The 20984-nt window shown below is 70.9% G+C and carries 23 protein-coding genes and 1 pseudogene; 6 read left to right on the forward strand and 18 right to left on the reverse strand.

Going from position 1 to position 20984, the window contains the following annotated elements; genetic code table 11:
- The 15 genes and pseudogenes from ACFSVL_RS14680 to ACFSVL_RS14750 all read right to left on the reverse strand — a co-directional run.
- Window positions 1-210, reverse strand: a 210-nt coding sequence (locus tag ACFSVL_RS14680; protein ID WP_378304681.1) for a transposase, incomplete at its 3' end; no start/stop codon positions are given.
- Window positions 211-243: 33 nt separating this feature from the next.
- Window positions 244-381, reverse strand: a pseudogene (locus tag ACFSVL_RS14685) (helix-turn-helix domain-containing protein); the annotation flags it as partial.
- Between the two features lie 367 nt (window positions 382-748).
- Window positions 749-1537, reverse strand: a complete 789-nt coding sequence (locus tag ACFSVL_RS14690; protein ID WP_378304376.1) for an enoyl-CoA hydratase/isomerase family protein — start codon at window positions 1535-1537, stop codon at window positions 749-751.
- The gene (locus ACFSVL_RS14695; RefSeq protein ID WP_378304378.1) at window positions 1534-2706 is read right to left on the reverse strand and encodes a CaiB/BaiF CoA transferase family protein; all 1173 of its coding nucleotides are present in this window, start codon (window positions 2704-2706) and stop codon (window positions 1534-1536) included. Before ACFSVL_RS14695 ends, ACFSVL_RS14690 begins: the two co-directional genes overlap by 4 nt.
- Complete coding sequence (locus ACFSVL_RS14700; protein WP_378304380.1) at window positions 2703-4217, reverse strand: class I adenylate-forming enzyme family protein; 1515 nt, start codon at window positions 4215-4217, stop codon at window positions 2703-2705. Before ACFSVL_RS14700 ends, ACFSVL_RS14695 begins: the two co-directional genes overlap by 4 nt.
- On the reverse strand, window positions 4207-5286 hold the full coding sequence (locus ACFSVL_RS14705; RefSeq protein WP_378304382.1) for an extracellular solute-binding protein: 1080 nt from the start codon (window positions 5284-5286) through the stop codon (window positions 4207-4209). The genes ACFSVL_RS14700 and ACFSVL_RS14705 overlap by 11 nt, the downstream gene beginning before the upstream one ends.
- 15 nt (window positions 5287-5301) lie before the next feature.
- A complete protein-coding gene (locus ACFSVL_RS14710) occupies window positions 5302-6624 on the reverse strand; it encodes an MFS transporter (protein ID WP_378304384.1) in 1323 nt (440 codons plus the stop codon).
- Window positions 6625-6741: 117 nt separating this feature from the next.
- A complete protein-coding gene (locus ACFSVL_RS14715) occupies window positions 6742-7776 on the reverse strand; it encodes a LacI family DNA-binding transcriptional regulator (protein ID WP_378304386.1) in 1035 nt (344 codons plus the stop codon).
- An 82-nt stretch (window positions 7777-7858) separates the two neighbouring features.
- Window positions 7859-8545 (reverse strand): TetR/AcrR family transcriptional regulator, encoded by a 687-nt coding sequence (locus tag ACFSVL_RS14720; protein ID WP_378304388.1) that lies wholly within the window; start codon window positions 8543-8545, stop codon window positions 7859-7861.
- A 65-nt stretch (window positions 8546-8610) separates the two neighbouring features.
- Window positions 8611-9474: a VOC family protein gene (locus ACFSVL_RS14725; RefSeq protein ID WP_378304390.1), complete on the reverse strand. Its 864-nt coding sequence runs from the start codon at window positions 9472-9474 to the stop codon at window positions 8611-8613.
- A 3-nt stretch (window positions 9475-9477) separates the two neighbouring features.
- Window positions 9478-9891, reverse strand: a complete 414-nt coding sequence (locus ACFSVL_RS14730) for an SgcJ/EcaC family oxidoreductase (protein ID WP_378304392.1) — start codon at window positions 9889-9891, stop codon at window positions 9478-9480.
- Complete coding sequence (locus tag ACFSVL_RS14735; protein WP_378304394.1) at window positions 9888-10457, reverse strand: NADPH-dependent FMN reductase; 570 nt, start codon at window positions 10455-10457, stop codon at window positions 9888-9890. The genes ACFSVL_RS14730 and ACFSVL_RS14735 overlap by 4 nt, the downstream gene beginning before the upstream one ends.
- A gap of 11 nt (window positions 10458-10468) precedes the next feature.
- A complete protein-coding gene (locus ACFSVL_RS14740) occupies window positions 10469-11674 on the reverse strand; it encodes an amidohydrolase family protein (RefSeq protein WP_378304396.1) in 1206 nt (401 codons plus the stop codon).
- Complete coding sequence (locus tag ACFSVL_RS14745) at window positions 11671-13179, reverse strand: MDR family MFS transporter (protein ID WP_378304398.1); 1509 nt, start codon at window positions 13177-13179, stop codon at window positions 11671-11673. Before ACFSVL_RS14745 ends, ACFSVL_RS14740 begins: the two co-directional genes overlap by 4 nt.
- Before the next feature lie 274 nt (window positions 13180-13453).
- Window positions 13454-13996 (reverse strand): CGNR zinc finger domain-containing protein, encoded by a 543-nt coding sequence (locus ACFSVL_RS14750; RefSeq protein WP_378304400.1) that lies wholly within the window; start codon window positions 13994-13996, stop codon window positions 13454-13456.
- A 72-nt stretch (window positions 13997-14068) separates the two neighbouring features.
- Here ACFSVL_RS14750 and ACFSVL_RS14755 point away from each other — a divergent pair, with 72 nt between their 5' ends.
- A complete protein-coding gene (locus tag ACFSVL_RS14755; protein WP_378304402.1) occupies window positions 14069-14749 on the forward strand; it encodes a haloacid dehalogenase type II in 681 nt (226 codons plus the stop codon).
- Between the two features lie 29 nt (window positions 14750-14778).
- Here the strand turns inward: ACFSVL_RS14755 and ACFSVL_RS14760 are convergent, their stop codons facing one another.
- Window positions 14779-15651: an alpha/beta fold hydrolase gene (locus tag ACFSVL_RS14760; RefSeq protein WP_378304404.1), complete on the reverse strand. Its 873-nt coding sequence runs from the start codon at window positions 15649-15651 to the stop codon at window positions 14779-14781.
- Window positions 15638-16285 (reverse strand): TetR/AcrR family transcriptional regulator, encoded by a 648-nt coding sequence (locus ACFSVL_RS14765; protein WP_378304406.1) that lies wholly within the window; start codon window positions 16283-16285, stop codon window positions 15638-15640. The genes ACFSVL_RS14760 and ACFSVL_RS14765 overlap by 14 nt, the downstream gene beginning before the upstream one ends.
- A gap of 98 nt (window positions 16286-16383) precedes the next feature.
- Here ACFSVL_RS14765 and ACFSVL_RS14770 point away from each other — a divergent pair, with 98 nt between their 5' ends.
- Window positions 16384-16983, forward strand: coding sequence for a hypothetical protein (locus ACFSVL_RS14770; protein ID WP_378304408.1), 600 nt, complete (start codon window positions 16384-16386; stop codon window positions 16981-16983).
- A gap of 169 nt (window positions 16984-17152) precedes the next feature.
- Window positions 17153-17554, forward strand: a complete 402-nt coding sequence (locus ACFSVL_RS14775; RefSeq protein WP_378304409.1) for a hypothetical protein — start codon at window positions 17153-17155, stop codon at window positions 17552-17554.
- A 24-nt stretch (window positions 17555-17578) separates the two neighbouring features.
- On the opposite strand, the gene ACFSVL_RS14780 is transcribed toward ACFSVL_RS14775, so the two are convergent.
- A complete protein-coding gene (locus tag ACFSVL_RS14780; RefSeq protein ID WP_378304411.1) occupies window positions 17579-18337 on the reverse strand; it encodes an IclR family transcriptional regulator in 759 nt (252 codons plus the stop codon).
- A gap of 67 nt (window positions 18338-18404) precedes the next feature.
- Here ACFSVL_RS14780 and ACFSVL_RS14785 point away from each other — a divergent pair, with 67 nt between their 5' ends.
- The 3 genes from ACFSVL_RS14785 to ACFSVL_RS14795 are packed head-to-tail and all read left to right on the forward strand — an operon-like array spanning window position 18405 to window position 20976.
- Window positions 18405-19547: a cupin domain-containing protein gene (locus ACFSVL_RS14785; RefSeq protein WP_378304413.1), complete on the forward strand. Its 1143-nt coding sequence runs from the start codon at window positions 18405-18407 to the stop codon at window positions 19545-19547.
- Window positions 19544-20374: a fumarylacetoacetate hydrolase family protein gene (locus tag ACFSVL_RS14790; protein WP_378304415.1), complete on the forward strand. Its 831-nt coding sequence runs from the start codon at window positions 19544-19546 to the stop codon at window positions 20372-20374. Before ACFSVL_RS14785 ends, ACFSVL_RS14790 begins: the two co-directional genes overlap by 4 nt.
- The gene (locus tag ACFSVL_RS14795) at window positions 20374-20976 is read left to right on the forward strand and encodes a maleylpyruvate isomerase family mycothiol-dependent enzyme (protein WP_378304417.1); all 603 of its coding nucleotides are present in this window, start codon (window positions 20374-20376) and stop codon (window positions 20974-20976) included. The genes ACFSVL_RS14790 and ACFSVL_RS14795 overlap by 1 nt, the downstream gene beginning before the upstream one ends.
- Window positions 20977-20984 lie beyond the last annotated feature (8 nt).

Consider the following 20984-nt stretch of genomic DNA (forward strand, 5'->3'; position numbering starts at 1 on the left):
CGCTGCGGCCGGGGGGCGGCCTTTCCGTTTGGGCCGCAACGCTTCCTCGCCGTCGCGCCGGTACGCCCGCACCCAGTTCTCCACGAGCTTGGGCGAGGACAGCCCGTGCTCGCGCGCCAGCTCGACCGCGGTCGCCTCGCCCTCCGCATACCGGCGCACGACCTCCAGCTTGAACTCGAACGTGAACGACCGCCTGCCTGGCTTGTTCATCAGCGCTCCCGCGCTCCGCAGCCTCCAACGATCACGCAAGCGTCGCACCGCGCCCGCCGACACCCCCAACCGGGATGCCACAGCCTTTGCGCCATACCCGTCCTCGAACAACGCGACAGCGGACGCCCGCTGCCACTCAGACAACGAACTTCGTGGATGCAAACGAACCACTCCCCGGACAACTGGAACTGGATTCCCAGTCCAACTTCCGGGGCGCAGTTCAGAGGGAATCAGAGTCCCTCAGGGTGCCCCTCACGGACGACACGCCCAGTGCCCGCTGCCCGCTGCCCGCAACGGCCCCGGCGCAAACCGCCCCGGTCCGCCAGTGGCTTCGGCCTGGGCGGACACGCCTCAGCCACGCCCATAACGCCGCCTGAAGTCCCTGGCACGGGAATCAGAGTCCGTGAAGGTTCCCCTCACGGACAGCCAACTCGGCTCCTGCCACCCGCCGAGAGCCGCAGCGGCCCTGGCCAGCCTTTTTCGACATGGACGGTCAGCAGGTGCGCGACCGGCGGCGATGCCTGCCAGGACTTCAGAATCAGCCGAATTCGGGTGGGCGCTTCTGGATGAACGCGTCGATGCCCTCCTTCGCGTCCGGGGTGTCGAACAGCCTCCCCAGCGCTTCCTGGTCCTCGCCGAGAGCCGTCGCCAGGTCCTGCTCCGCCCCGTCGTCGATGCGCTGCTTCGCCGCGCGGGCGGCCTCGGCGGGCTGGCGGGCGAGCGTCGTCGCCAGGTCCAGCGCGGCGGCGGGCAGGTCGTCGGGGGCCAAGACCTTGGCGACGACTCCGCGCGCCAGCGCCTCCTCCGGGTACACCGTGCGGCCGGTCAGGACCAGCTCCTTCGTCCACCTTGGGCTGACCTGGCGGGCCAGGCGTTGCGGGCCGCCTCCGCCGGGGATGAGGCCGAGTTTGATCTCCGGCAGGCCGAATCGGGCGGTCTCCGCACAGAGGATCACGTCGCAGCACAAGGCGATCTCGAAGCCGCCGCCGAACGCGTAGCCGTTCACGGCCGCGACGGTCGGTTGCGGCAGGGCGCTCAGCGCGTCGAAGACCACCCGCGAGCGGCGCTGGTAGGCCTCGAACTCCGCCCGCGAGGAAGTGCCGTACTCGGCGATGTCGGCTCCGGCCACGAAGCCCCGGCCGGTGCCGGTGAGGATGACGGCGCGCACGTCCGCGGCGTCCCGTAGAGCGGTGATTTCCTTTCCCAGAGCGGCGATCAGCGAGCCGGAGAAGGCGCCTAGCTTGTCCTCTCGGTCGATCCGGAGGATCCGGACCGCGCCCTCGTCGCGCACGACCAGGTTGGGGTGGACGCGTCGTTCGTCAGTCATGGGCGGAACTCCTTCACGAGGCGGGCGATTTCCTCCTCGGTGAGCACCTCGCGCAGCACCTCGGTCGTGTGCTCGCCTGCCCGCGGCGGGGCCGAGCGAAGCTGCCAAGGCGTCTCGCTGAGGGTGACGGGGCAGCCGATCAGCGAGATCGGGGAGCCGTCGGGGCCGTCGGTCGTGACCAGGAGGTCCGAGTCCTGTTCCCGCAGTTCGGCGACGGCCTCCTCAGTGGTCCGCACGCGCGCCGCCCAGAGTCCGGCCGCGCCCAGCTTTTCGACCCACTGCGCGGCGGGCTCCTGGCGCACGATCGACTCCAGCCGTCGCTTGACCTCGTCCCGGTCCGCCCAGGCGTCGAGATCGGCGAGCGACGGGTCACCCACTGCCTCGCCGACGGCGTCCAACGGGGCCATCGCCACGGCGATCCAGCCGTCCTGCGCGGCGTAGACACCGAACGGAGCCGACAGCCATGCCTGGCCGATGCCTTCCTCGGACCGCTCGTAACTGCTGCTCTGGTTGAGGAAAGCGGAGATTTCCTGGCACTGCATGGCGATCGCGGTCGAGTAGAGGTCCACCTCGACGCGCTGCCCGATCCCGTGCCGTTCCCGCGCGACGAGCGCGGCGAGGATCCCGTTCGCCAGGGTGAGCGCGGTGGCGTGGTCGACGATCGCGGTCCCGGCGGGCGTCGGCGGGTCGCCACGCCGTCCGGTAGCCGCCGCGAGGCCCGACATCGCCTGGATCAGGAGGTCCTGCCCGGGGCGGCGCTCGCGGGCGAACGGCGTGTCCTGCCCCCAGCCCGAGCCGGAACAGTAGACAACGTCGGGCCGCACCGCGCGGATGTCGTCGTAGCCCAGTCCCAGCCGGTCCATGACGCCCGGGCGGAAGTTCTCCACCACGACGTCGCAGGTCGCCGCGAGGCGCAGCAGTGCGTCCAGCGACGCCGGGTCCTTGAGGTCCAGGGCGAGCGAGCGCTTGTTGCGGTTCATCGCGAGATACGCGGCCGACTCCCCCGCGACCAAGCCGCCCATCATCTCCAGCGAGCGTTCCCACTCGCCTTCGGGGCGCTCCACCTTGATGACGTCCGCCCCGAGGTCAGCGAGCATCTGCGTCCCGTACGGGCCGAGCATCATCTGCGTGAAGTCGAGGACGCGGATCCCTTCGAGCGCCTGGGTCATTCTTTCTCCTTCGTCGGCGGCTCAGGCGCGACGGACTCCCGCAGAGCCCGTCGGTCGACCTTGCCGTAGTGGTTGCGCGGCAAGCTGTTCCGCACGTGGACGTGTCTCGGCTTCTTGTACGAGGCGACGGCGCCCGCGCACGCGTCGCGCAGGACCGCTGTCAGGGTTTCCTTATCCCGCAACGGATCGGCGTTGACGACCACGAACGCGTGCACCGCCTCGCCCCACTCGCGATCCGGCACGCCCGCCACGGCGACCTCGGCGATCCCGGGGATCCGCTCGATGACCTGCTCCACTTCGCGGGGCTGGATGTTGTAGCCGCCGGAGACGATGACGTCCGAACTGCGCCCCGTCAGCCGCAGGTAGCCGTCGTCGTCAACAGCGGCCTGGTCGCCGGTGGTGAACCAGCCGTCGGAGAGCACCTGCGCGTCGAGATCCGGCCGGCGCCAGTAGCCCGGCATGACCATCGGGCCTCGCACCGTGAGGACGCCGTCGTTCACCCGATGCTCGACGCCGTCGACGAACCTGCCCGCCGACCCGAGGCGGCTCGCGGCGGCTTCGTCGTGGTCGGCCGGGCTCAGGACGGTAAGCGGCGCAAGGGCTTCGGCGAGCCCGTAGAACTGGGTGAGCACGCCTGGAAACCGGCGGGCCCCGCGGACCAGCACGTCGGTGCTCACCGCGGAGCCACCGTACGGGAGGCAGCGGAGGTGCCGACCGCTGGTGGGCCGGGCGGTCGCCGCGTCTACGAGGCGGGCCAGCAGGACCGGCACCAGCGGTACGACGGTGCCGTCGTGCTGGTCGACCAGATCCAGGACGGCGTCGGCGTCGAATCGCCGCTCGATCACCATCCGCGCGCCCTGGAGGAAGCAGTCGAGCGCGACCGACCCGGCGAAGTGGGCCGCCGGGGCCGCGAGAACCACCGTGTCCGCCTCCGTCACCGGCGGCAGGTGGGCGAGCGAATTCCGGGTCCGCGCCACCCACGCACCCTGCGTGACCACTGCCGCCTTCGGCGCGCCCGTGGTGCCTGAGCTGTACATCAGCATTGCCACGTCGTCGGGGTGCGGGCGCGCCAGCACTGTCGGCTCGGCACCAGACAGGTCGGGCGGACGGTCGGCGTCGAGGCTGACGACGACGGTGCGGGCGCCAGCGTCGCGCAGCGCGGCTCGCAGCTGGTCGGCCTGCCCGGGGTCGGCGCACACGACGGCTGCCTCCGCGTCGAGGCAGATCGCGGCGACCTCCAGGACGTGCAGCCGCGCTGAGACGGCGACCCGGACCAGGCCGAATCCGAGCAGCGCCTGATCAAGCAGCCAGGTCGTGACGCCGTTCTCCAGGTGCACGACGACGCGATCGCCTTGGGCGGCCCCGTGCTCGGCGAGCAGCGCGTGGAGGCCCTGGGCGAGCTTGGCCGTCTCGGCGAACGTGAGCCAGCGTCCCTCGTGCAGCAGCGCGGGAGCGGCGCCGTGCGCCTCGTAGCTTTGCTCCAGGATCTCCGGCAGCGTGTCAGCCGACATGCGCACCGGCCCACAAATCGTTGAGGCGCAGCACAATCCGCGCGTTGTCGGCTCCTCCGCGGACCAGGTCGTGCAACGCGGATGCGGCCACGCGCTGGAACGACGGCACCCGACGGCGGACGAACGACTGCTGCATGGTCGCGAGCGTCCCGCGGAAGAATCCCCCGGCGTGCGGGTCGCGCCAGGCGCGAGCAGCGGCGGGTTGGCCCCCTGCGGCCAGGTAAGGCCCGGCCTGGATCTCCGGGGACGTCGCGAAAACGACGAAGTCCGCCGCCTCGTGCGGGTGTGTCGAGCGAGCCGACACGGCGAGCCCGACTCCGCCGGTGAGCGACCCGGTGGCCGTCGCGACCGGTGCGTCCGAGAACGTGACCCGCCCGTCCAGCGCGTAGGTGCAGTAGCCGAAAACCAACGGCGTGTACTGCGCGGGACCGGCACCCGCGAGTTCGTCGAGCACCTGGATCGGGTTCGCGTCGAACGACCGCTCGGGCAGCAGTGCCAGCACCTCGCGCAGCAGCGCCAAGGCCTCGACCGCAGTGTCGGCGTCCAGCCCGCCATCAGTCCACCAGGGCGAGTGTCCTGAGTGGACGGCTTCGCACATCGACAGCAGAGTCCCCCACAGATGCGTGGGGTTCGCGGCGAGCAGAGTACGTCCGGGTCCGAGCACGGTCAGGTGCGCGACGACGTCCGGCCACGTGCGCGGGAGGTCGGTCCCGGTCCTCGCCGCGCTCACCATGCAGGCCGCGTCGACCGGCAGGGCCAGGAGCCGGCCCTCCCACACATAGCTGCGCAGGCTCGGCCCGACGTAGGCCGCGGCCCGGCTTTCCAGCACCTCCGGCGGGAACGGCACGAGAACACCGGCTCGCGCGGCGTCTCCCACGTGCGGATGGTCGATCGCCAGGATGTCGAACTCGTCCGCCAGCTCGTCGAGCGGAACGTCCTCGAACTGTTCGAGCGTTCGCGCGGTCCACTCGACGGACGTGCCCGTACGGGCTTCGTAGTCCGCGGACGTACGGACGATGGGGTCGATGGCGCGAGAGTGATCCCACGTCAGCCCCCGGAGGCGCGTCATGGCCTGGTTCTCCTGTCAGTCGTGATGGACGGGGCTGGACGAGCGCGCTGCCTGCGGCGACGGCCGGCGCGCTCGGTTGCGCTGGTGCACGCCGACGGCGACCAGGCCGGCGACCGCCACGACCTGCAGCACGACGAGGTAGTACGCGGGCGCGAGCAGCGACCCAGTGGACGACACGAGCGCCACCACGATGTACGGGGCCACGCCGCCGAACGCCGCGTTCGCCACCGCGTAGACGATGCTGAGGAACGAGGTCCGCACGCCGTCCGGGGCGAGTTCCGACAGCAGCGCGGGCGTCGGACCGGCCACCAGGCCGAGCGCCGCGGCGAACAACAGCACCGCGGCGCCGATCGAGACGGTCGTTCCCGCGATGAGCAGCTGGTATCCGGGCACCGCCAGCACGGCGAGCAGGACCGCGCCCGCCAGCATGACCTTCCAGCGGGCGAACCGGTCCGACAGCCAGCCGCCGAGGACGACGAACACCGCATACGCGCTGAGGCCGACGAGCGACGCGGTCAAGCCCTGGCTGATCGGGCGCTTCAGGACGCCCTCGAAGAACGTCGGCAGGAACTGGAGCGTGACGTAGCCGCCCGCCGTCCACGACACGATCGCCGCCGTGCCCGCGATGATCATCCGCCAGCTGGAGCGGAAGACCTCCTTGATCGGCGCTTCCTCCACCGTGCCGGTCGCCTGAAGCTCGGTGAAGGCGGGCGACTCGTCGATCCGGCGGCGGATGTACCAGCCCGCGAGGCCGAGCGGCAGCGAGAGCAGGAACGGGATGCGCCACCCGAAGCCGTGCAGGAACTCCTCGCTCATCACCGAGGTGAGCGCGGTGCCCAGACCAGCGGAAACCGCCAGTGCGGCCACGATGCTCGCCGGCTGCGCCGAGCCCATCAGCCCGCGGCGCCGGTGGTCGGCGGACTCGAACAGCAGCGAGGCGGCTCCCCCGAATTCGCCGCCCGCGGAGAAGCCCTGCACGAGACGGAGGATGGTGAGCGCGACCGGAGCCAGCGCCCCGACCTGCCCGTAAGTGGGCAGCACGCCGATCAACGCGGTGGCGATCGCCATCATGAGGATGACGACGGCCAGCACCCAGCGCCGCCCGTGCCGGTCCCCGAGGTGCCCGAACACCAGCGCCCCCACCGGCCGCAGGACGAAGGCGGCCGCGAAGATCGCCAGCGTCGCGAGCAAGCCCACGAACCCCGCGCTCTCCGGGAAGAAGACCTTCGCCAGAACGGCGGAGAAGTAGCCGTAGATCGCGAAGTCGTACCACTCGACGAAGTTTCCGGCGACGGCTGCCGCGACGATCCGCGGCCTGCTGCTGGGTGAGGTCGGCATGAGGCGTCTTCCTTGACGTGTCGGGAGTCCGGCGAGCTGGAGGCGCGGACAAGACGACGGTAACACGTGTTACCAACCCGGCCAAGAGACCGTCATGTGGTCAGCGGTGTGGCTCGGTCAACGAGCGGAAGGGCTGCCTGACGCGCGCGGTGCCGCCGTGGAGGCGCGGGCGATGAGCTGCGGCTCCGGCTCGGTCACCATGACCTGTTTGTCCACGGTCTGGCCGTCGAGCAGCTGCATCGCCGTCTCGACCGCGGCCGCGCCCATCTCGCGCAGCCCCATCCGGACGACGGTGAGCGCCGGCTCGAAGTACGCGGCGTAGGGCATGTCGTGGAAGCCGACGATCGACAGCTCCCCCGGCACGTCGATGCCGAGTTCCCGCGCCGCGACCAGCGCGCCCACCGCGGCCTGCACGCTGTGCACGACGATGCTCGACGGCAGCGTCCCGCGTTCGGCGAGCCGGTGCAGGGCGCGTCGTCCGGACTCGGGTTCGTGGCCGCCGTCCCCGACCCAGCGGTCGTCCAGTTCGAGGCCCAGCTCCCGCAGCCCGGCGACATGCCCGTCGACGCGGTCCGCGCCGCGCTGGGTCGACCCGTCCAGGTGCAGGAGACCGATCTCCCGGTGCCCCAGGTCCGCCAGATGCCGCACGGCGAGCAGGCCGGCCGTGTGCTCGTCCGCGCTGACGCTCTGGTAGTCGGCGGAGCGTTCGTTGACCAGGACCGTCGGGATGCGCGCGGCCGCGGCGTGCACGATCGCGGCGTCGGAATCGTCGCCCGCGGGCAGCAGCAGGAGGGCATCGATCGCGTCGCTCGCGACGAAGCGGCGGAAGGTCGCCGCGTCCCGGTGAAGTTCGGCGGCGTCGGCCAGCATGAGCACCGACCGGTACCGGTTGATGGCTTCCTGCGCGCCCTTGATGACCTCGCTGTAGACCGGGTTGCTCAGGTCGTGCACCGCCAGCCCGATCGCACCGGCGCGAGACTCGCGAAGCGCCTTCGCCGCGTGATGCGGGATGTACTCCAGCTCGGCCGCGGCCGCGAGCACACGCTCGCGGGTTTCGGACCGGACCCGCAGGGCCTTGTCGCCGTTGAGGATGCGCGAAACCACCGCGTGGGTGACACCTGCCCGGCGCGCTACATCCTTGATTGTCGGCACTCGTCGATCGTAGCCGCTCAGCGAGTTTCGCCCGGACCGGAACCGCGCTGGCCGGGCCCTCGCTCCACAGTGGACGCCGCGCTCACTCCGGCTCGGGGCTCGGGGTCGCCAGTGCTCCGTTGAGGATCACGTCGAACGACCATTTCGTCCGGCCGCTGGGCGTGCCCGCGACCAGCAGCCTTCCGATGCGCGCGATGTGCGGGTACTCCTCGGCCGGGGCGGCGTCGATTTCCGCGACCAGGTCCTCGTGCTGGCGGTCCGCGTCCGGCATCCTCGCCCGGGTGCCGTGTTCCGCCGCGGAGGCGGTGGCCTGCAGGAACAGCTGATCCACGGCCAGCGCCGCCCCGTATTCCGACAGTCCGCCTTCGACGAGGAGGCCCAGCGCGGCATCGACCGCCCGGAGGTAGCGCGGCCCGCTCATCCGCGTCACCAGCGCCACCCTGGCCAGGCTCGGCTGCTCGAACAGCACCGCCCGGTAGGAGTCCAGCAGCGCCCGGAGCCGTTCCCGCCAGTCGCCTTCCGTACTGCCGATCTCGACCTCGGAGAGGAAATCGTCGAGGACCGCGGCGTGCAGTTCCTCGATGTCGGCGACATAGACGTAGAGCGAGGCCGCCCCGGTGTCGAGTTCCTTCGCCAAACGCCGCATGGTGAGCCGGTCCAGGCCCTCGGACCGGGTGATCGCGACCGCGGCGGCCACGATTCCCTCCCGCGACAGCGCCGGTTTCGCGGGCCGCTCTCGCCTGCTCACCGGTGTTCGCCTCGCGCTCATGACCGCACTCCCCTTGCCTGCCAATCTTGATCCCCGACGTTACCGCAGGCCATCCCGCGGACCGGTCAGCCCGTGGCCGGGGCGAACCGCAGCGAATTCCCCGACGGGTCCTGAACAGTCAGTACTCCGCCGGTCAGCTCGGCCGGACGGCCCGCTGCCCGCGCCCGCTCGGCGAGCGCCTCGACATCCTGCGCCCCGGGCAGCGTGAGGTTGACCGCGAGCAGACGCGCGCTGTCGGCCGGCGCCGGTGCGCTGTCCCCGGTGCCGAACCGGTTGGTGAGCACGATCATGCTGCGCTGCTCCCCTGGGCCGACGCCGAGGAACCTGCGTCCCATCCGGGCGCCGACCTCGAAGCCGAGCAGATCGCAATAGAACGGCTCAGTGTCGGCCAGCTCGGCGTCGGTGACCTTCAGCTGGACATGCCCGAGGACGGTGTCGCGGGCCAGGCCGTCGAAGGGAGCTTCCGATCCGTCGGTCAGGGCGGACAGCTCCACCGGATCGGCGACCAGCGCGGGCAGGCCGTTCTCCCATCCCCACTCCGCACGCGGGCGCGGGGCGGTGACCTCCACGGTGTGCCCGTCCGGGTCGCTGACATAACACGATTCCGAGACCTGGTGGTCGATCAGCCGGGCGTCGGAATGCTGATCGAGGTAGTGCCGGGCGAAGCGGGCCAGGTCGGACCGCAGCGGCACCTGCGGAGCCACGTGGCTGAGACCGGGACTCGACTCCGGCGCGGGCCGCGCGCCCGGGATCTCGTGCAGCACCACGAGAGTCCGGCCGGACACGCCGACCCGCGCCTGACTCCCCGCCTCGCCGACGAGGTCGAGACCGAGAGACCCGGTGTAGTACTTCGCGCTGCGGCCGAGATCGCCGACCGTCAGCTCGACCGAGTCGAGAACGACTCCCGGGCTGATCCGGAACTTTGGCATTGTTCACTCCCCGCTCTGGTTGTAGTGGGCTTGGGAACGCTCGCTCATGAAGGTGTTCTGGAATGCCGCGCACTGCCATCGCCCGCCCGGCCGGCGCACGAGCGTGTAGGTCTGGAATTTGTCGAACGGCACCCGGTCCTGCTTGCCGACCCCGCCGATGGTGAGCACGGCGACGAGGTTGTCGGCGAGAAGGTGCGTCCGCAGCGTTCGCACGACCATGCGCGTGCCCTTCTGCCAGCGGGTGAACACCTCCTCGTGCCCGGCGATGATCGCCGCCCTGCCGAGCAGCACGTCGCCGGGGAAGATCACGTAGGTCGCGTCTTCGGTGAATTCCCCGCCGTACGCCACGGAATCGCCGGCGTTCCAGGCCTCGGCGGTCCGGGCGAGGAACGCGTCGACCGTGTCCGGCGCGCTCACCGAATCGCCGCCCGGTGCCGTTCGGCGCTCAGCGCGCGGCTCCACGACACCAACTGGTCCAAGGTCGCGTGCAGCATCTTTTCCTGCTGCGGGCCGGGTTTTCCGTCCGCGGCGAGGTCGGTGAACAGCCCGATCGACGTCGCCGCGGACACGGTCGCGACGCGCAGCGCGCCCAGCACCTGGCGGAGCTGCTCGACCGCCCGGACGCCGCCGTCTACGCCGTAGCTCACGAAAGCCGCGGCCTTGTCCGCCCATTCGCCGTAGAGCTGGTCAATTCCGTTCTTCAGCGCAGCCGGAATCCCGTGGTTGTATTCAGCGGTGACGAAAAGATAGCCGTCGTGCGAGGAAATCGCGTCCGCCCACGCCCGCACCGGCGGCGGCAGCGTGGACCGCCGCATCGGGGGCATCGGATCGTCGTAGAGCGGAAGGTCGTGGTCGGCGAGGTCGACCAGGGTGAATTCCGCGTCGGTGCGGGATTTCGCGATTTCCTGCGCCCACGCGGCGATCTCCGCGCCTTTGCGTCCGGTGCGGGTGCTCCCGAGCACGATCGCGATCCGGGGGTTCATCAGTTCTCCTATCAGGCCGTCTGGAGGGTTCCCCGGCGCCAGACGGCCGCGAGGGAAAGGCTGTCGGAGATCGTGCGGAACGGGTCTCCGTCGATCAGCACGAGGTCTGCCCGCATGCCGGGCGCGATGCGTCCGCGATCCGTCAGGCCGAAACAGCGTGCCGGAGTGGCGGTCGCCGCGGTGAACGCTTCCGCCGGGCTGAGACCAGCTTGGACCAGCAGCGAGAGTTCGTGGTGCACGCTCGCGCCGTGCGCGACGCCGCCGTGCGAGGGAACGGGAATCGACGCGTCCGTGCCAGCAAGCAGGTCGACCCCGGCGGCGTGCAGAGCGGCGACGTTGTCGAGGGCATGCTGGAACGTGCCGTCCGGGTAGGCGCCGAAACAGCCGCGCAACGTCTCCAGCCACTCGGGCGAAAGCTTGCTCGCGACGCGCGGATCGTCGGCGAGCACCGCACCGTTGCGGCCCATCAGCGAAGCGCTGATCACCAGGCACGGAGCGACGAACACGTCGGCTTCGGCCAGCGCGGAAACGATCTGCTCGTCCGCTCGCTGGTCGATGAACAGGTGGGCGAGGCCGTCTACACCGGCGTCCAGCGCCTGCCGGGTGGCCTCCAGCGTGACGGCGTGCGCGATGACCTTCATGCCGAGGCGGTGCGCTTCGGCGACGCCGGCCTTCACCGCGGCGAGATCGATCATCGGGAGACCGGGGTGACCCATCACGGTCCCCTCCTCGATCATGACCTTGATGTAGTCGGCGCCCTGCTCGACGAACGCGTTCACGTGCGCGACGGCCTCGTCCGGCGTGCTCACGTGCGGCATCTTCCAGCCGCCCTCGCCCGGCCCGTGGTCGCCGAGGTCGTCCATCAGCTCGCCCGGGTGCCCGCCGTCGGCCATCAACGCCAGAAGCGCGGAACGGACGTCGGCGATCGAGTCGTCCTCCTCGATCTCCTTGCGCTGCTGCATGGTCCAGTAGCCCTGCATCTCCAGTTCGGTGGTGACGCCGAAGCGGAGCGCGTCCCGCAGCCCGTCGAGCGACGTGTGCACGTGCGCGTCGATCAGGCCGGGCACGAGCGCCGCGCCCTTGGCGTCGAACGTCGCCTCCCCCGGCGCGGGGGTCTCGCCGACCGCGACGATGGACTGGTTCTCCAGCGTCACGGTGCGGGCGTCGAGGATTTTCTCCCCGTCGAAGACGCGGGCGTTGACGATGTGGTTCTTCATTGACTCTCCACAGTGGATGACGGAATCTTTTCGGAATCCGCGGAGTTGGTCCCGCGCAACGGGACTTCCTCCACGAACACGGCGGCCAGCAGCGCGGCGAGCGCGAAACAAGCGCCGGTCAGGAAAATCAGGTGGGTCGCGTCGGCCACGTCGTGCACATAGGCGGCACGAGCGGCACCGGACAGCTGCCCGGCGTCGTCCCCGGCCGTGACCGCCGAGGTGAACAGCGAGGCGAAGACGGCGATCCCCAGCGAACCGCCGAGATTGCGGAACAGATTGGTGGCCGCCGAAGCCGCCCCGATGTCGCGCAGCTGCACCGCGTTCTGCGCCATGGTGTTGGCCATCTGCAGGCTGAACCCGGTACCGGCGCCGACCAGTGCCATGTAGACCGCGGTGGCGGCCCGGGAGGTCGTGGTGTCCATAGTGGACAGCAGACCCATCCCGGCCGCGACGCACGCCGCCCCCGCGATCGGGAACACCTTGTAGCGGCCCGTCCGGGACATCACCTTGCCCGCGATGTTCGCCGCGACGAGCGACGCGGCCAGCAGCGGCAGGAGCAGGAACCCCGAGTTCGCCGCCGAGGCACCTTGCACCACCTGCTGATACAGCGGCAGGTAGAGAGTCGCCCCGAACATGGCGGCCCCGGTCACCGTCAGCAGCACGGCCGACAGCGGGAAGTTGCGGTGCCCGGTGTAGATGCGCGGCGGCATCAGCGGTTCGGCGGCCCGCCGTTCGACGAGGACGAACGCGCCCAGCAGCACGACGGCCAGCACCCCCAGCCCGACGATCTGCCAGGAACCCCAGGCGTAGGTGCCGCCCGCCCAGGTGGCCGCCATGACGAACGCCGAGATCGCACCGGTCAGCAGGCCGATGCCGAGCCAGTCGATCGAGACCCGGGCGGACCGGTGGACGGCGGGCACCTTCAGCAGCACCGCGCACCACACGATGCACACCAGGCCGACCGGAACGTTGAGATAGAACGCCCAGCGCCAGCCGAGATGGCTCGTCACCAGACCGCCCACGAGCGGTCCGCCGAGCTGGCCGAGCGCGGTGACCGCCGCGACCATGCCCTGGTAGCGACCGCGTTCCCGAGGCGGCACGAGCACACCGATCAACGCGAACGCCCCCGCGCCGAGACCGCCGGCACCAAGCCCCTGCACCACCCGGAAGGCGATGAGCGCGCCCATCGACGGCGCCATCCCGCACAACACCGACGCGACCAGGAAGAGGACGACCGACGCGAGGAAGATGTGCTTGCGGTTGAAGAGGTCGCCGAGCTTGCCCCACAACGGAGTCGAGCACGCGGTGGCGAGCGTGTAGCCGGTCACCACCCAGGCCATCTGCTCCAGCCCGCCGAGATCGCGCACGATCGTGGGCATCGCATTGCCGACGATCAGCGCGTCGAGCAACGAAAGCAGCAGCGCGAGCAGTACGCCGAGCAGCACCCACCGGACATTCCGCGGAACCGCGGTCATTCCGCCGCCGGATTCGCCGGGGACAGTCAAGCCGATCACCCCCTCCCGGGGAGAGCCGAGTGCGGACAGCTGCTGAACTGCAGCTCGAAATCAGCATAACGAACGTGTTCGTCACGAACAAGTTCGGGAGCGCGCGGCGCGGTCGATCGTGTCGTTCGGAGAACCGGCTGTCCGGGAAGACCTGCTGGTCACTGGCCTCTACCCCGCTGCTGCGGAGTCAGGAGAACTGCCCCGGAGGGCACGGCAGCGGGGCTTTACAGGCAGGCACAGCGGTGGCGATCAGGCTGAACGCACTCTCGACGCCTTACGTCCGGTCGCGGCGACGCGCGCGGTAGGCCGCGGCGTTGACCCGGTTCCCGCACTCGTCCATGCCGCACCAGGTGCGGCGGGCCCCTCGCGACCGGTCGACGTAGAGCCGGGAGCAGTCCGCCCGCCCGCACTCTTTGAGCACCACGTCGCCGTCCGCGAGCAGCGCGATCGCCCCCGCCGCGAGGTCGGCGAGCACCGCGAATACGTCACCGTGAAGCCGGGCACCCGAGTCGGTCAGCTCGAACCGCCGACCGGGGGCGGCGGCGACCTCGTTCACGACAGCCAGCCCGTTCCGGTCGAAGGCCCGGCCCGCGAGCCGGTCGGTGGCCAGCTGGTAGACCGCCTCTCGCAGTTCGACGGCCCTGGTGAACGCGCGGGTCCCGACGTCGCCCGGACCGTCGGACAGCAGCCCGGCCTCGTCGATCCATCGGCGCAGGTCGGCGGCGTCGGCTAGCTGGTCGCGCGGAGTGGTGCCGCGCCACTGCAGCGTCCCGGTGAGGTCCAGGGCGGCGTTGCCGCTGACGAAGACGAAGGTCACGTCACCATCTTGACCAGTGACGCCCGGCTCTGCAAAATCACTCCCTGAACCAGTGACGATCCCGGGAGAGCCATGCCCCTGCACGACATCGACACCCTCGTCTTCGACATCCTGGGCACCCTCGTGGACCACACCGCGGGCCTGCGCGCCGCACTGTCGAAGGCGGTCCCCGACCCCGGGCAGGTCGACCGCCTGGTCGCGCTCTGGGATCGCTGCGTCGCCACCGAGCACCAGCGGATCGTCGCCAACGAGCGCGCCTACGTTCCCGGCATGACGCTGGACCGCGAGGCCGCGCAGCAGGTCGCCGACGCCGCAGGCCTGACTGACCCGGCCGTCGTCGACTCACTCGCGCACGCCGCGAAACAGCGCCCTGCCTGGCCTGACTCCGCCGACGCGCTGGCCCGTCTCGGGACCGACTACGAGCTGATCGGCCTCTCCAACGCGGATGCGACCGCGCTGCTGCGGATGAACGCGTCCGCGGGACTGCGCTGGCACACCGCGCTTTCCACCCAGGCCGTCCGCACCTACAAGCCGGACCCGGCCGTCTACCAGCTCGCGATCGACTGCGCGGGACGGCGGCCGGACCGGCTGCTGATGGTCGCCGCGCACGCCTGGGACCTGCGCGGCGCGCAAGCGGCCGGCCTGCGCACCGCCTACCTCGAACGCCCCGGCGGCGACCCTCCCACCGTCCAGGATCGGTTCGACCTGCGGCTGGACACGCTCGCCGAGCTGGCCGGCGCCCTTCGCCGCTGACTCCCGGCGGCTCGCTGCTTCGACTGCCGTCAGCCGACGCCGCGCAACGCGTCGATCACCGTCTCCGGATGCGCTGCGGCGAAGTAATGCCCCGCATCCGGCAGCACGTCCAGCCTCGCCTCCGGCAACTGCGTCACGCCCCATCGAGCGACGCCGATCGGGACATTGCCGTCGGCCGTTCCGTGCAGCAAGCGGACTGGTTGCCGGACGCGGGCGAGATCCATCGGCCTGTAGTACCGGCGGAGGTCGTCGACCGCGGCCCGGGCACCCTGCTGGGCAGCGGCCTCGGCGTCGATCGCGGTCAGGGCGCTGATCGCGGGGTCGGCCATCACCGCCCGGTCGGCGGCGGGCCACGCGGACAGGCTGCCGGCGCGGGTGTTCTTGAAGACGCCGCGTCCCTCGAGCATCGCCGCCGCGAGGCGCGGGGCGTACCGGGACACCCGGTAGAGAAGCGACACGACGGGGATGCGTCCGGCGAGCGCCTGCGGTGGCGGGGCGGGCAGCATCCCGCAGGCGAGGACGACGCGTCCCACCCGCTCCGGGCTGTCGAGGGCGAGGCCGAGCGCGTAGCCCGCGCCGCCGGAGAAACCCAGGACAGTCACCGTGTCCAGCCCAAGCTCGTCGAGCAGCGCGACGGCGTCGCCGGTCCAAGCGCGGAAGCCCCGTTCCGGCGCGGGCGACGTCTCGCCGTAGCCCGGACGGTCCGGCACGATCAGGCGGACGCCGCGCGCCTCCGCCGCCTTCCGCAGCGGCAGGAGCTGATACCGGGATCCGGGCGAGCCGTGCGCGACGAGCACCGGCACGCCGTCCGCCGCGCCCAGTTCGCACCAGGCGATCCGGCGGTCGCCCGCCGGGAGAGTCCGGGTGGGCGGCAGGTCGATCGCTTCGTCACCGGCCTGCATCGGCATCCTCCTTCATCGCGGCCGCCAGACCGTCCAGCAGCACGCGCAGGCCGAAGTCGAAGCGGCGGTCGTAGTCGTGGAACTCGGCGAACACCGACGCTTCCCGCCGTTCCGGGGCGATGACGAGAAGCTCCAGCTCCCCTCGCCCAAGACGGATCGCAACGTGCCCGGTCACGAAGTCGTGGACGGCGGCGTATCCGTACGCGGCGTGTTCGTCGCTCAGTCCCCCCTCGCGCAGCGACGCCACCATCCGGTGCGCCATCGCGTCCGCGCCGGGAGCGTCGAGTGAGGCCATCCGATGTGCCTCAAGGACAAGGGGATGTCGCATCAGCAGCTCCCGAAGAGCGTGCGCGAACGCGGTTGCCTTCGCCCGCCATCCGCCGTCCGGCAAGACGAATTCACGCACTGCGTCCGCGACAGTGCGAGCGACCACCTGGTGCCGCAGCGCGTCGATGCCGCCGCTGGCCCGGTGCACTGCCATCGCCGACGTTCCCATCTCCGCGGCGACAGCGCGGAACGTGACCGCTTCGAGCCCGTCGTCGTCGGCGATCCGAGCGGCCACGGCGATCATTTCGGCACGGTCGACGCTGGAGGGACGGCCGGGTCTCGCCGCGCGGCCGGGGTTCGCTGCCATTCCCGCATAGTATCGTTACGCGTAACGGAATGGGTGCGGAGCCGTCCGAACGGCTCGCGGAGAATGCCGCCAGGCAGGGTCTACTCACCGTGCTCTGAATGGAGGCAAGGATGCTCGACCCGCACTGGGTGTTCGCGGGAGCGGCGCTCGGCCTGGTCGGCAGCGTCCGCTATGCGTTCGCGATCACGCGCGGGCGGGTTCGGCCCAATCTCGTCACCTGGTCTTTGTGGGCAGCCGCGCCGCTGATCGGCTTTTTCGCTCAGCTGGACTCCGACGTCGGTCTTCCCGCCGTGATGACCCTCGCCGCGGGGGCGGGACCGTCGATCGTGGTCCTGACGAGCGTCATCACCAGGCGCCACTACACCCGCCGCGGGATCTTCGATGTCGCCTGTGCGGTGATCGCCGCGCTCGCACTGGCGATCTGGCTCGGGCTCGGCGCGGCCCCGCTCGCCGTGCTTTTCGCTGTCGCCGCCGATGCCGTCGCCGCGTTGCCGACGGTCGTCAAGGCGTGGCGCCACCCCGAGTCCGAGAACGTCTTGTTCTACGCCCTCGTCGGAGCCGGCGCGACGATCACGCTCATGACGATCTCCTCGTGGGAACCGCAGGCCTGGGCCTTCGTGCTCTATCAGATCAGCATCTGCGCGCTGCTCATCGGCATCATCGCGACGCGCCGCCGCGCACCCGCTCCGCACAGCTAGCGGCGATGCCTGACTCAGATGGCTGACGGAGACGATGGTCGCTGTCCCGGGAATTCCGTGCCGCCGGCTGGTTCCCGCCCGCTTGACGATCAAGGTTTCGCCCGCCCGGCGGCGGGTAACCGCACGTCAGAAGGCAGCGGCCACGCCCGGTTGCCCGGGAGGGACTCGAATGACGAGCTTGATCACTGACGACTCCGACGGCCCCGGCCTGGACGGTGCGCCGCCGCGAAGCCGAACCGGTTTTCCCCGGCCCCGTCCGGCACCGCCGAGTGTGTCGTCGACGCTGCATCGGCTGTCCTCGATGGCGTTGCTGCGGACGTGGGAACAACGCTCGACTCCCGCGCTGATGCACGACGCGATCCTGCGCGGTGTGAGCGCACACCACGCCGCCGAGGCAGCTCGGCTGACCGTCGCCGAAGCGCACTTGCGCTGGGGAGCGTGGGCGTCTCGACGGTTGACGCCGCAGCAGGTCGGGACGGCGGCAGACCTGTCGGTACAGCAGTTTCTCAGCGTGCACGCGGCGTTCGCGGCGGCTCTTGCGCGCGAAGAGCGGCCCTGCCCCGGCGGCTGATACAGGCTGCCGTTTGCCCGCCCGTCAGCCGCGCAGGTCGGACTCCAGCGCCGCCGCCGTCGCGCGCAACGCCGCCACCAGGTTCGGCAGCTGGTCCTTCCGGTACCGCACGCTCGGCATCGACACCGACAACCCGGCCACCACCGTGCCGTCCGGCCCGTGCACCGGGACTCCGACGGCGGCCACTCCCCGTTCCGAACGGCCCTGGTTGAGCGCGAAACCGCTGCGCCGCACGCGCGCCAGATCAGCCCGCAGCTCCGCCGGATCCGGTCGTTCGCCGGGTTTGTCCACCGCGTAAAGCTCCTCGACCTGTTCCGGCGGCAGTTCGGCGAGCAGCAGCAGACCGGCCGTCGTCTGGTGGACCGGGAAGACCATCCCTTCGCGGGAACCGACCCGCAGTGCCTGGGAGCACTCGACGCTCGCGATGAAGCGGGCCGTGTCGCCGGTGCGGACGGTCAGGTTCACCGACTCGTCCAGCAGGTCCACCAGCCGGCGCAGGTGCGGGAGCGCGGCCGCGCGCAGCTTCGACGCCGCGGACTGCGAGTGCGCCGCCAGCTCCAGCACCGGGCCCACCCGGTAGGCCCGGTTGGCGTCCTGGACGGCGAAATCCCGGTACACGAGCATCGCCAGCAGCCGGTGCGCGGTCGAGGGCGCGACGCCGATCCGCTCGGCCACCTCGGAGACCGTCAACGGGCCTTCGAGCTGCAGCATCGCCGCGATCCGCAGGGCGTTGTCGACGCTGGCCACGGCGTACGGCGGCGGGGCTTTGAACCGTTTCTCCATCGGGGCGCACCTTTCCGCACAGCAGAAACCCGTTTTCCGCAGACCGGGATCAGCTCACCATAACCCCATGACCAGCACTCCAGCGCGGACTCCCGTTCGGCTCGCCGCGGTCGACGCACCGGACCAGCCGGCGGTCACGCCCGCTCTCGAAAACCTGTACCGCGGCTTCGAAAAGGAGCTGCTCGTTCCTCTGTGGACGGAGATCGGCGACCTGATGCCCGGGCAGCCGCGCTCGCAGGCGGTGCCGCACCGGTGGCGGTGGGCGAACCTGCTCCGGCTCGCCGAGCAGGCGGGCGAGATCGTGCCGGTCGGGCGCGGCGGGGAACGGCGGGCGATCGCGCTCGCGAACCCCGGGCTCGGCGGCCGTCCGTTCGCCACCCCGACGCTGTGGGCCGCGATCCAGTACCTCATGCCCGGCGAGGACGCGCCCGAGCACCGGCACACGCAGAACGCGTTCCGGTTCGTCGTCGAGGGCTCCGGCGTGTGGACGGTCGTCGGCGGCGACGCGGTTCCGATGCGGCGCGGCGACTTCCTGCCGCAAGCGGGCTGGAACTGGCACGCGCACCACAACGCCACCCGCGAGCCGATGGCCTGGATCGACGGCCTCGACATCCCGTTCCAGTACGGCATCGACGCGCAGTTCTTCGAGTTCGGCCGCGAGGAGATCAGCACGGCCGAGCGGACCACGCCGGAACGGTCTCGTTCCGAACGGCTGTGGGCGCATCCGGGGCTGCGGCCGCTGTCGGTCGGCACGGTCGCGCCGGGGTCGCCGTTGCTGGCGTACAAGTGGGAGCACACCGACGCCGCCTTGCGCGATCAGCTGCAACTGGAGAAAGAGGGCTACGGCGGAACGGTCGGGCCCGGACACGCGGCCGTCCGGTTTTCCAATCCGCACAACGGTTCCGACGTCCTGCCGACCATCCGCGCCGAGTTCCACCGGGTCGCCCGGGGCGCCGAGACCGCGCCGGTGCGCGAGACCGGATCGTCGGTCTGCCAGGTCTTCGACGGCTCCGGCACGGTGACCGTCGGCGGCACCTCGTGGACGGTTTCGCGCGGGGACCTGTTCGTCGTCCCGTCGTGGCAGCCGTTTTCCGTGAAGTCGGAGGCCGGTGCCACGGATTCCGACTCCGGTGCCCTTGACCTGTTCCGTTTCTCGGACGCGCCCGTGTTCGAGGCGCTCCATCTCAACCGTCAGGAGACCCTCCGATGAAGCTCGCCACCCTCCGCGTCGAAGGCGGCACGCGCGCCGTCCGTCTCGACGGAGACACGCTCGTCGACCTCGGCTACCCCGATCTCGGCGCGTTGTTCGCCCAGGACGACTGGGCAGCGCACGCCGCACAGGCGACCGGCGAGACCTGGCCCGCCGACGGCGCAGACCTCGCCCCGGTCGTGCCGAATCCGTCCAAAGTGGTCTGTGTCGGGCACAACTACACCAACCACATCAAGGAAATGGGCCGCGAACTCCCCGCGTACCCGACGCTGTTCCCGAAGTTCGCGGACACCCTGACCGGCCCGGCCGACCCGATCGTCAAGCCGCCCGAGACCGACGCGCTCGACTGGGAGGTCGAGCTGGTCGTCGTGGTCGGCAAGACCGTCCGGCGGGCCGGCGAGGACGAGGCCGGCGCGGCGATCGCCGGGTTCACCGTCATGAACGACATTTCCGTCCGGGACTGGCAGTTCCGCACCATCGAGTGGACGCAGGGCAAGATCTGGCAGTCCTCGACGCCGGTCGGCCCGTACGTCGTCACGCCGGACGAGGTCGGCGGCGTCCGGCCCGCGCTCGAGGTGAAGACCATTGTGGACGGTCGCGTCATGCAGCGCGACCACACCGGAACGCTGCTGTTCGACCCGGTGGCCCTGGTGCGCTACATCTCCACGATCGTGCAGCTCAACCCGGGCGACCTGATCGCCACCGGCACCCCGGCCGGCGTCGGCCACGCCCGCGACCCGAAGGTCTACCTCACCGGCGGCGAAACCGTCGTCACCGAGATCGCCGGGCTCGGCGCGTGCGTGAACCAGATCGTCAAGGACTCCTGATGGCCTCCGGTGAAGCGCGCCAGTGGGTCTCGTTCGGGACCGAGCTTTTCCTCGCGCACGCGACAGATCTGTCCGGACCGAGCGCACTGCCCGGCTGGACGCGCAAGCATCTCGCGGCGCACGTCGCCGCCAACGCGGACGCCCTCGGCAACCTCGTGCACTGGGCCCGGACCGGCGAGCGGACGCCGATGTACGCCTCGCCGGACCAGCGCAACGCCGATATCGAAGCGGGTGCCCAGCTGTCCGAAGCACGGTTGACGTCCTGGCTGCAAGGCTCGGCGCGCTCCTTGGCCTCCGGGATGGCGTCGTTGACCCCGGAACAGTGGCGGGCCGAGGTGGTCACCGCTCAGGGCCGGACGGTTCCCGCGACCGAGATCCCATGGCTGCGGGCCCGCGAGGTGTGCGTGCACGCGACCGACCTCGGCACTGGGCTGACGTTCGCCGACCTGCCGGAGGCGTTCCTGTCCGCGCTCGCCGCCGAAATCCGGGTCAAGCGCGGTCTCGACACGGTGCCGGACGGTCCGCTGCCCGACGTCGCGGCGTACCTCGCCGGACGCCCGCATTCGCTGGCCGGGGTCCCCGACCTCGGCCCCTGGCTGTGAGGAGAGCC

Origin of the sequence: Amycolatopsis silviterrae (assembly GCF_042684085.1) — a bacterium.
GTDB classification, from domain to species: domain Bacteria; phylum Actinomycetota; class Actinomycetes; order Mycobacteriales; family Pseudonocardiaceae; genus Amycolatopsis; species Amycolatopsis silviterrae.